Source organism: Vibrio sp. 10N.247.311.13, assembly GCF_041467595.1.
Classification (GTDB): domain Bacteria; phylum Pseudomonadota; class Gammaproteobacteria; order Enterobacterales; family Vibrionaceae; genus Vibrio; species Vibrio crassostreae_C.
This window is the reverse complement of record NZ_JBFSUX010000011.1, coordinates 105,121-114,362: the sequence shown is the minus strand read 5'-3', so window position 1 is coordinate 114,362 and position 9,242 is coordinate 105,121. Positions and strand designations below refer to the sequence as shown.

Genomic DNA, 9,242 nt, shown 5'->3' with positions numbered 1-9,242 from the left:
GTTGAGTTGCCCCCGCGACTTTTTCCTATTTGCTCTGAACTTTCAGTAGCTGCACCTGTACTATGCTGATGTGCTCTAACTATAGAGCCATCAAGAAATACCCATTCAAAATCAGCCATGTTAGATAAACTTTTGAAAAGATTATCTAAAATCCCTTTCTTTGACCAAAGATTAAATCGTCTGTAAACGGTACTCCACTCTCCGAACTCAGAGGGTAGATCTCGCCAAGGAATACCTGTTCTCATTCGATAAAGTATTCCTTCAAATGTCATTCGATGTTCAGTTTTATCGTAAATACGACCTGTACTTTTCATAACTTGGAGTAGCAGTTCCCAGCGAATATCAGTTAGCATTGTTCTTGGCATGGTATTGGTTATGGTTTTACTTTTGGCGAAGCAAATTATAACTCTTTACCATGCTGTTCAAAAAACACTCACGAAAGATCAACACGCCCTAGAAACACGATTTAGAAAACCGATAAAAGACAGGCTCGATGTTGATGCAACATCGAGCCTTTTTAATATTTTCTACTTTTAGGGCGGTAGATTAGAAGCGGTAGTTCGCTTGGATGCCCACTAACCAGATGCTACCAGTCACTTCACCTTCGAAGTCACCACCAAATGGCGCAGAACTTGCGTCATCTTCAACCATTTTTGCGTCTTTCGCTAGGATGTAAGTGAAACCAGCGTCTAGTGTTAGTTGCTCAGACCATTGGTAGCCAGCACCAATACTCAACCAAGTGCGGTCTGTTTCCGGAATCGTCGCAGTACGGTGTTCATCGCTTACCGCTGAAGTGTCGTACGCAATACCAGAGCGCAGAGCTAACTTAGGTGTCATTTGGTAAGTTGTACCGATCGCAAAGCGGTAGTTGTCTTCCCAGTTCTCTTGCTTGATATCTTGAGTTCGAGCAGGACCGAATTCAGGGATGTCAGCTACTAGTTCTTCAAAGCTACTCCAATTAGTCCAGTTAACGCTCGCATGTACAGCGACTTTATCTGATAGTTGATGGAAGCTTGCAAGCTCGGCGGTTGCTGGCAATGCAAGTTGCATTGAGCCGTTATATTTTGACTTCACAGGAGTACCTAAAGCGCCAGCAACAGCATCAAAAGCGACACCATTTGCGTGGCCCTCAAGCGTTAGGTCTACTTCTGACTTGTAGGTAAAACCAAGGCGGTTGTTTTCATTGATCTGCCAAGCGGTACCAACTTGCCAGCCCCACGCTGTGTCATCACCTTCCATGTATTTTAAAGCTGTACCTTGAGGCATAGGAACTAGAGAGTTAACTGTAGATACCGCTCCAAAGCTACCTTCAGCCATGATGTAACGAATACCACCACCAATAGATACGCTTTCAAGTACTTGGTAAGCCGCGTTTAGGTTTAGCTCCATCGTAGTAACACTTGCTTCGTTACCGTGGTTTGCGCCACCAAAGTCTTTACCTAGGTCTGTTTCCATACCGTAGTTAGTGCCAGCAGCAAAGCCTAATGCGAACTTGTCGTTGTACTTATGAGAAACATAAAAGTTTGGGATTACTGCACTGTGCGCAAAATCGCTAGAATTTGACGAAGTAGATTGTCCCATCATGGACGTAGAAGTACCGTCGATATCGATGTTAGGGTCAACATAGATAGCACCAACAGAAACCTGAGTACCTTCTAGGTAAGTCAGCATGGCAGGGTTACGCCATTGTGCGTCTGCGCCGTCAGCCATTGCAGCTTCACCAGCGTATGCGCGGCCAAGGCCTGTTGCTGAGTATTCTGCTAGTTGGAAACCTGCCGCGTGAGTGACGGTAGAAGTCGAAAGTAGTCCAACTGCCACTGCAGCAGATAGAAGAGTCTTATTCATTTTCATTATTATGTTCGCTGAATCATAAGTATTTAGTGGCGTGATTCTACGTTTAGAGTCATTACTTTAAAAATGAAATTCGAATAAAACAGTGTTTTAGGGATTTAATGAGTAAATGTGTTTAATTATTAGAGAAATAATCTAAATGTTTCTGCTGTGTTGCGAAGTTTGAGCGTACACTTGTAGTCATATATTGACCTTGCAGGCTACAGTTGTAAGCTTAAATTGATGTAGGTCAGTGGTTTAGGCAATAAAAAAGGGTCGCATTATGCGACCCTTTGAGGTTTATAACCTAGCTTTTATTAGAAGCTACGGCTGTACTGTAGACCCATTAGGATTGCATCTGCACGAGTTGTTGCTGAAATTGACGAAACAACAGAAGTTGATTCATTAACTTTAACATCGTCGCCCATTAAGTATGTGAAACCAAAGTCTACGTTTGACGCTTCGTTGATGTGGTATGTGAAACCAGCTGAGAACCATTGGCGATCTGAATCTGGAACTGAAACTGAAGTGACTTCATCTTGTGCACTTGTGTCATACATGTAGCCGGCACGAAGTGTCCAATCGCGATTCATGTAATATGTACCACCTAGAGAGTAGTGCATACCATTCTGCCATTCGTAATTGTTTAGAACACCTGCTTTGTCTGCTTCTAGCTTGTCAAATGAGCTCCAACCAATCCATTGCACTGAGTAATGAACTGCGAATTTAGTATCTTCAATCTTGTGGAAACCAGAGAACTCAACCATATCAGGTAGAGGCATATGAAGGGTATCATCTTTATATTCAGTGCCTTGGTAGCTGATATCGCCTTCAGCTTCAAGTTTCGGAGAGTAGTGGTAAGCCAAACCAAAACGGTTATTTTCGTTTAACTCGAAAACAGTACCAAGGTTAAAGCCCACAGCCCAACCATCCGCTTCAGCATCAAGAACTGTTTGACCTGCTTGTGGCAAGCCTGGGATTGGCGGAGTATTAACTTCCGAGCTCATTGTTCGTTTCAGTTCGCCTTTACCGTAAATAAGGTCAAGGCCTGCACCAAAGCTCCACTGTTTGTTTAGACGGTATGAACCAGCTAAACCAAAGTTAACACTTTTTACATCTGTTAGGCCGCCGTATTCACCACCCACATAGCTATCGCTGAATTCAGTTTTTGTACCGAAGTTAGAATAAGCATTTACACCCCATGCAAATTTATCATTTACTGGAACGATTAGATGAATGTTTGGTGCAATCGAAGTATCGCCAGCATCGTCATAGTCAGCATTGCTAGAATTACCGCCCATGAAGCCTGTATAAGTAGCATCCTTGACTTCAATCATAGAAGTGATGCTTTCAAAACCAAGAGATAGTTCAGTTTTGTCAAACAGTGCCATTGCCGCAGGGTTACGTGCCATTACTGACGCGTTATCTGCGATTACTGCATCACCAGCGAAAGCACGGCCGATACCGGTAGCTGATTGTGCGTTAAGTTGGAAACCTGCTGCCATCGCTTGCGAAGACGCCAGTGTAATTGTTACTGCTAAAAGAGACTTTTTAAACAGACGCGTGTTGTTGGTAGTCATTCATTTATTCCTTTATATATCCGCCTCTACAGGGCGATTAATTTGAGCAATTGCTCAATGGTGGCTGATCCTATTCGCAAGTATACGATATACAAATCCGACCATTGGGAATTTTGAGTGGAAAATTATGGAAATGACGCCTATCTGGCACGAAAATGGTGTGAAATGCTGTTTTTTAGAGTTTTAACTCTAGAGGTATTGGTGGTGTGAATGGTTTTGTGGTTTATTTATAAATAAAGCCCAGCAATATCAGTAATATAATTGCTGGGCCTTTTGTGACGGGGCTTTAAGAGCGAATCAGCTCATTGGTTTGATCATTTTTGTCAGCTTTTCGGCGATTTTGGAAACATCCTCACCATTTTCACCCACAAGGATTAAGCTGCTGCCATCTACGGGTGTTACCGAGCCGGACATGCCTTTTTCATCAAAATCGATAGGTTTGTCTGTTGGAATACCGGTTAAAAACAGTGTTACTTTGCCTTTTGCGCCTTGGAAGACCATATGTACTGCGTTGGATTTACCAAAGCCACAGTGGTTTAGGTAATAAACATGGTAAGGGAAAGCGTCATCAAACTGAAAAGCAAATGGGTTCATTTTTGCGTTGATCTGCTGCGATGTAACCTGTTCATCGATGCTACTAACAAAGCTCTTCTCATCAACAACATGCTTCATCGCTGTATCAACTAAACTAGCTTGCGCAGGTGAAACGAATGCATTTCCCCAATTCACTTGGCCAACTAATAAACCTGCAACGAATGCTACTGAGGCGGCCATTGCCATTGCTCGTCTCGCAAACGTTGGCCTTACTACTTTGCTTTCTTCGCTTGAGGTCTGATTGAACAGAATACGATCAGCAAGGTCGTCTGGCACATCCACATTCATCGCAGAGTGGATCTGTTTATCAAGCGCTAGTACATCGTCTAAGAAGTTACTATTGGCTTCGCTATTCGCGGTCGCATCAACAATATCTTGTGTACGTTGTTTAGGTTCCGACAATACACGACGACGAAATTCCAAATCATCCATTATGTTGCCCCCTCTCTGCCTCTTCTGTATCCAACAGCTCTTTCAACTGATTTCGAGCTCTGAATAAACGTGTCATCACCGTGTTTTTGTTGAGATCGAGAATATCGGCAATCTCATCACCACTAAAACCACCAATCACTTGCAAGAAGAGAGGTTCACGGTAATCAATTTCAAGTTTCATGATCTGGGCTTGCAACCACTGATGCTGATGGTGCGGGTCATCACTGACACTAGCATCGTTACCGTGATCGTCGATATCAACCAGATCAAACTGTTTGCGTTCAAAACGTCGAGCGTTCTCGCGTCTCAAGATGGTAATCAGCCAAGATTTGGCGGCTTTTTCATCTTGAAGGCTATCGAGTGACTTCCATGCACGAAGGCAAGTTTCTTGAACTAAGTCTTCGGCAATGCTTTTGTCTTTGCATAACCAATAGGCGTAGCGAAAGAGGTCACGATGATAGGCGCGCACAAGTGCTTCGTATTTTCTTTGTTTGTCCATATCAGAGTTGACCGGACGCTTGGCTGTTTTCTTTCCAAACATTTTTATTATTGACACACGAGCCTCCATAATTGCTCTGCGTATAGCTGTCCTCTATACGTTGTGCTTCGTTTTTATATTTTTAGAGCTAACGATCGGCAGGAAATCGTAAAATCACATTAAAATTGATCTACTTCAAAATCTAAGGCCTCGAACTCGTTATAGTACACCTTGTCGTCTAGTTAGTCATTCGTGGCTAGCATGTTGAGCAAGACGACACTTCCTTTTGAAGGCTGACTTTACTTTCTCCTAATCAGGAAACTGATTATTTCAATTGGCGCTAAGTTAATTGCTTTATATACATTCCGACCACACAGCTTTGTGTGGTTTTTTTTTGCCTCAAGAAAACCATTCCCTACACAGCGATAACAGTCTTTGCTTACAATAGTTTAGTCTCTTACGACAACCTTTCCCCCAAAAAGGTTCGCCTGAATGCGCAGTTATATTTTCAAACAGTGAGATACTCGTATCACGTTTATTTAAACGCTCGTTTGATTTAATTAACAACTTCTTTACAATGCTTCAGGTCAGACCTCTTAACTTTAAGGAGAAATCATGGGCAAACAGGAAGTCAAAACGCGTTCTGGAGAACGTGTTGCCGTTGTCGCTGGATTACGAACCCCATTTGCTCGTCAGAGCACAGAATTTAGCCAAGTGCCTGCGGTTGACCTAGGCAAAATGGTTGTGAGCGAAATGCTTGCAAGAACGGATGTCGATCCTGCGCTTATCGAACAAGTTGTGTTCGGCCAAGTAGTGCAAATGCCAGAAGCGCCGAACATTGCGCGTGAAATCGTGTTGGGCACAGGCATGAACATCAATACCGATGCCTACAGTGTCACACGAGCATGTGCGACCAGCTTCCAAGCGGCAGTTAACGTGACCGAAAGCATTATGGCTGGCACGATTGATATCGGTATTGCGGGCGGTGCGGACTCTTCTTCTGTATTGCCTATCGGTGTTTCGAAAAAGTTAGCGGCAAATCTATTAGCGCTGAGTAAAACGAAAACTATGGGTCAAAAGCTGAAAATTCTTAAAACACTTTCCGTAAAAGATTTGATGCCAGTACCACCTGCAGTTGCTGAATACTCGACCGGTTTATCCATGGGACAAACGGCTGAGCAAATGGCTAAGACGCATGGTATTACTCGCGAAGCTCAAGATGCACTTGCTCACCGTTCTCACTCTTTGGCTTCTCAGGCATGGAAAGAAGGCAAGATTAAAGACGAAGTGATGACGGCATTCCCGGCACCTTACAAAAAGTATCTAGCGGAAGACAACAACATTCGCCACGACTCAACGGTTGAAGGATACGCCAAGCTACGTCCTGCTTTTGATAGAAAGTACGGCAGTGTAACGGCAGCCAATGCTACGCCACTGACTGATGGCGGTGCAGCAGTGATGTTGATGCGCGAAGGTAAAGCGAAAGAACTAGGCTTAGAAGTGCTTGGTTATATTCGTGGTTATGCGTTCTCAGCGATTGGTGTTGAAACGGATATGCTGATGGGTCCAACGTACGCGACCTCGCAAGTCTTGAAAAACACAGGTCTAGAGTTATCAGATCTAACACTGATTGAGATGCACGAAGCATTCGCTGCCCAAGTTTTGGCTAACGTGAAAATGTTCGCGAGCGATGAGTTTGCACAGAAGAATCTTGGCCGCGACAAAGCGATCGGTGAGGTTGATATGGAGAAGTTCAACGTGCTGGGTAGCTCGATTGCTTACGGACATCCGTTTGCAGCGACTGGCGCGCGCATGATGACTCAAACATTACGTGAACTGAAACGTCGCGGTGGCGGCTTGGCATTGAACACAGCTTGTGCGGCTGGTGGTTTAGGTGCAGCAATGATCTTGGAGGTAGAATAATGTCTACGACTCTTGATGCAACAACAGAAAAAGAAACAGTCGCTCAACCAGATTCAACCTCTGCGACTGAATCAACCAAAAAGAAAGCGACAGCATTTACTCTCAATATCGATGAGCAAGATATTGCTTGGTTAGCGATTGATGTACCAAACGAGAAAATGAACACGCTGCAAGCGGCTTTTGCTGAAGAAATGAAAGCCATCTTTGAGCAACTCAAAGAAAAGCAAAGCCGAGTTAAGGGCCTAATCGTTCATTCTCTTAAGCCAGATAACTTTATCGCTGGTGCTGATGTAAGAATGCTTGATGCGTGTAAAACGGCTGACGAAGCACAGTCTCTGGCTCGCCAAGGGCAGGAGATGTTCCAAACGCTTTCTGAACTACCGTACCCAGTAGTCGCAGCGATTCACGGCCCATGTTTAGGTGGTGGTTTAGAGCTTGCACTGGCGTGTGATTACCGTGTATGTACCGATTCAGATAAGACTCGCGTTGGTCTGCCAGAAGTACAGTTAGGTCTGTTACCAGGCTCTGGCGGTACACAGCGTCTACCTCGCCTTATTGGTTTGCTGCCATCTCTTGACCTAATCCTTACGGGTAAGCAACTGCGCGCTAAGAAAGCGAAATCGCTCGGTGTTGTCGATGCTTGTGTGCCTGAAACTATCCTGCTTGAAGTCGCTAAAAGCTTTGTTGAAAAGAATACGGGCAGTAAAAAAGGTAAGCGCCTTGCGTCGAAAAGCCAAGCGTCGACCAAAGAAAAGCTGATTTCACGTAACGGCCTTGGTCGTAAAGTGATTTTTGAACAAGCTTCTAAGAAGACCAATCAGAAAACACGCGGCAATTACCCAGCAGCGGATGCGATTTTAGACGTGATTCGTTATGGCCTTGAGAACGGCTTTGATAAAGGTCTTCAGTATGAAGCGAAGCGTTTCTCAGAACTGGTTATGACTTCAGAGTCTAAAGCCCTTCGTTCGATTTTCTTTGCAACCACGGAAATGAAAAAAGAACACGGCGCAGACGCAGAACCCAAAGCGGTTAAGCGTGTTGGTGTGCTAGGCGGTGGTCTTATGGGCGCAGGCATCAGCCATGTCAGTGTTACTAAGGCGAAAGTGCCTGTACGCATTAAAGACGTATCAAATGAAGGTGTACTGAACGCGCTTAACTACAACTTCAAGTTGTTCGATAAGCAGCGTAAGCGTCGCATTCTGAGCCGAGCGGGCCTTGAAAGTAAGATGCTTCAACTGTCTGGTGGTATCGACTTTACGAGCTTTAATCACACCGATGTGGTGATTGAAGCGGTATTTGAAGACCTCGACCTTAAGCAGTCAATGGTTGCGGACATCGAAGCCAATGCCAAGCCAGAGACTATTTTTGCGACGAATACGTCTTCATTGCCGATCCATAAGATTGCGGAGAAGGCGCAGCGACCAGAAAACGTGGTCGGTCTTCACTACTTCAGCCCAGCCGAAAAAATGCCGCTAGTAGAAGTTATCCCTCATGAAACTACGTCAGAAGAGACGATTTCTACGGTTGTTGCATTAGCGAAGAAGCAAGGTAAAACGCCGATTGTTGTGAAAGACACGGCTGGTTTTTATGTGAACCGTATTCTTGCTCCGTACATGAACGAAGCAGCGCATTTACTGCTAGCGAACGAGCCGATAGAAAAGCTCGACAGCACGTTATTGGACTTCGGTTTCCCGGTTGGTCCTATCACTTTATTAGATGAGGTGGGTGTTGATATCGGTGCGAAGATCATTCCGATTTTAGTGAATGAGCTTGGCGATCGTTTCCAAGGTCCTGATGTGTTCGATATTCTTTTGAATGACAATCGTAAAGGCCGCAAGAGTGGTAAAGGTTTCTACACTTACAAAGGCAAGAAGAAGGAAGTGGATAAGTCAGTTTACAAGCTGCTTAAGCTGCAACCAGATCCTAAGTTGAGCGATAACGATATCGCGATGCGCTGTGTGTTACCTATGCTAAACGAAGCGGTTCGTTGTCTAGACGACGGCATTATCCGCAGCCCTCGTGATGGTGATATCGGTGCGATTTTCGGTATCGGTTTCCCGCCATTCCTAGGTGGTCCGTTCCGTTATATGGATCAAATCGGCATTAAGTCACTGGTTGAGATGATGAACGATTTCGCTAAGAAGTACGGTGATCGTTTCGCGCCATGTGATGGCCTACTGACACGTGCTGGATTGGGTGAGTCTTTCTACAAGTAACTCTCTAACTCATTGATTAAGAAGCCCGTATCAAGCAATTGATGCGGGCTTTTCTGTTTTATGAACGAGTGTGAAAGGAATGAGATTCCCGACTCAGTCGTTCCTCCTTCTCGGGAATGATGATTGAGAGATAAAAAGTAAGTTATTGCGTTGATTAGAAAGGTGGTCAAACACACGTCAATCAAAACT

Annotated in this window: 7 protein-coding genes; 2 read left to right on the top strand and 5 right to left on the bottom strand. The window is 44.5% G+C overall.

What is annotated here, in order from left to right:
- The 5 genes from AB6E52_RS07395 to AB6E52_RS07375 form a co-directional block, all read right to left on the bottom strand.
- Positions 1-365: IS5 family transposase (locus AB6E52_RS07395; RefSeq protein ID WP_372189949.1), on the bottom strand; the 365-nt coding region annotated here is incomplete at its 3' end.
- A 181-nt stretch (positions 366-546) separates the two neighbouring features.
- Positions 547-1,851: an outer membrane protein transport protein gene (locus AB6E52_RS07390; RefSeq protein WP_017068971.1), complete on the bottom strand. Its 1,305-nt coding sequence runs from the start codon at positions 1,849-1,851 to the stop codon at positions 547-549.
- A 296-nt stretch (positions 1,852-2,147) separates the two neighbouring features.
- The gene (locus AB6E52_RS07385; RefSeq protein WP_102320197.1) at positions 2,148-3,410 is read right to left on the bottom strand and encodes an outer membrane protein transport protein; all 1,263 of its coding nucleotides are present in this window, start codon (positions 3,408-3,410) and stop codon (positions 2,148-2,150) included.
- Positions 3,411-3,707: 297 nt separating this feature from the next.
- Positions 3,708-4,436, bottom strand: a complete 729-nt coding sequence (locus AB6E52_RS07380) for a DUF3379 domain-containing protein (protein ID WP_017060647.1) — start codon at positions 4,434-4,436, stop codon at positions 3,708-3,710.
- Positions 4,429-4,977 (bottom strand): sigma-70 family RNA polymerase sigma factor, encoded by a 549-nt coding sequence (locus AB6E52_RS07375; RefSeq protein ID WP_017060646.1) that lies wholly within the window; start codon positions 4,975-4,977, stop codon positions 4,429-4,431. The genes AB6E52_RS07380 and AB6E52_RS07375 overlap by 8 nt, the downstream gene beginning before the upstream one ends.
- A 552-nt stretch (positions 4,978-5,529) precedes the next feature.
- Between AB6E52_RS07375 and fadI the strand changes: the two genes are divergently transcribed.
- Both fadI and fadJ read left to right on the top strand, forming a co-directional pair.
- A complete protein-coding gene (gene fadI, locus AB6E52_RS07370; RefSeq protein WP_102320196.1) occupies positions 5,530-6,837 on the top strand; it encodes an acetyl-CoA C-acyltransferase FadI in 1,308 nt (435 codons plus the stop codon).
- A complete protein-coding gene (gene fadJ / locus AB6E52_RS07365) occupies positions 6,837-9,053 on the top strand; it encodes a fatty acid oxidation complex subunit alpha FadJ (protein ID WP_102320195.1) in 2,217 nt (738 codons plus the stop codon). The genes fadI and fadJ overlap by 1 nt, the downstream gene beginning before the upstream one ends.
- Positions 9,054-9,242 lie beyond the last annotated feature (189 nt).

Coding starts and splice junctions, on each gene's coding strand:
- AB6E52_RS07390 (WP_017068971.1), bottom strand. CDS start 1,851: ATGAAAATGAATAAGACTCTTCTATCTGCTGCAGTGGCAGTTGGACTA.
- AB6E52_RS07385 (WP_102320197.1), bottom strand. CDS start 3,410: ATGACTACCAACAACACGCGTCTGTTTAAAAAGTCTCTTTTAGCAGTA.
- AB6E52_RS07380 (WP_017060647.1), bottom strand. CDS start 4,436: ATGGATGATTTGGAATTTCGTCGTCGTGTATTGTCGGAACCTAAACAA.
- AB6E52_RS07375 (WP_017060646.1), bottom strand. CDS start 4,977: ATGTTTGGAAAGAAAACAGCCAAGCGTCCGGTCAACTCTGATATGGAC.
- fadI (WP_102320196.1), top strand. CDS start 5,530: ATGGGCAAACAGGAAGTCAAAACGCGTTCTGGAGAACGTGTTGCCGTT.
- fadJ (WP_102320195.1), top strand. CDS start 6,837: ATGTCTACGACTCTTGATGCAACAACAGAAAAAGAAACAGTCGCTCAA.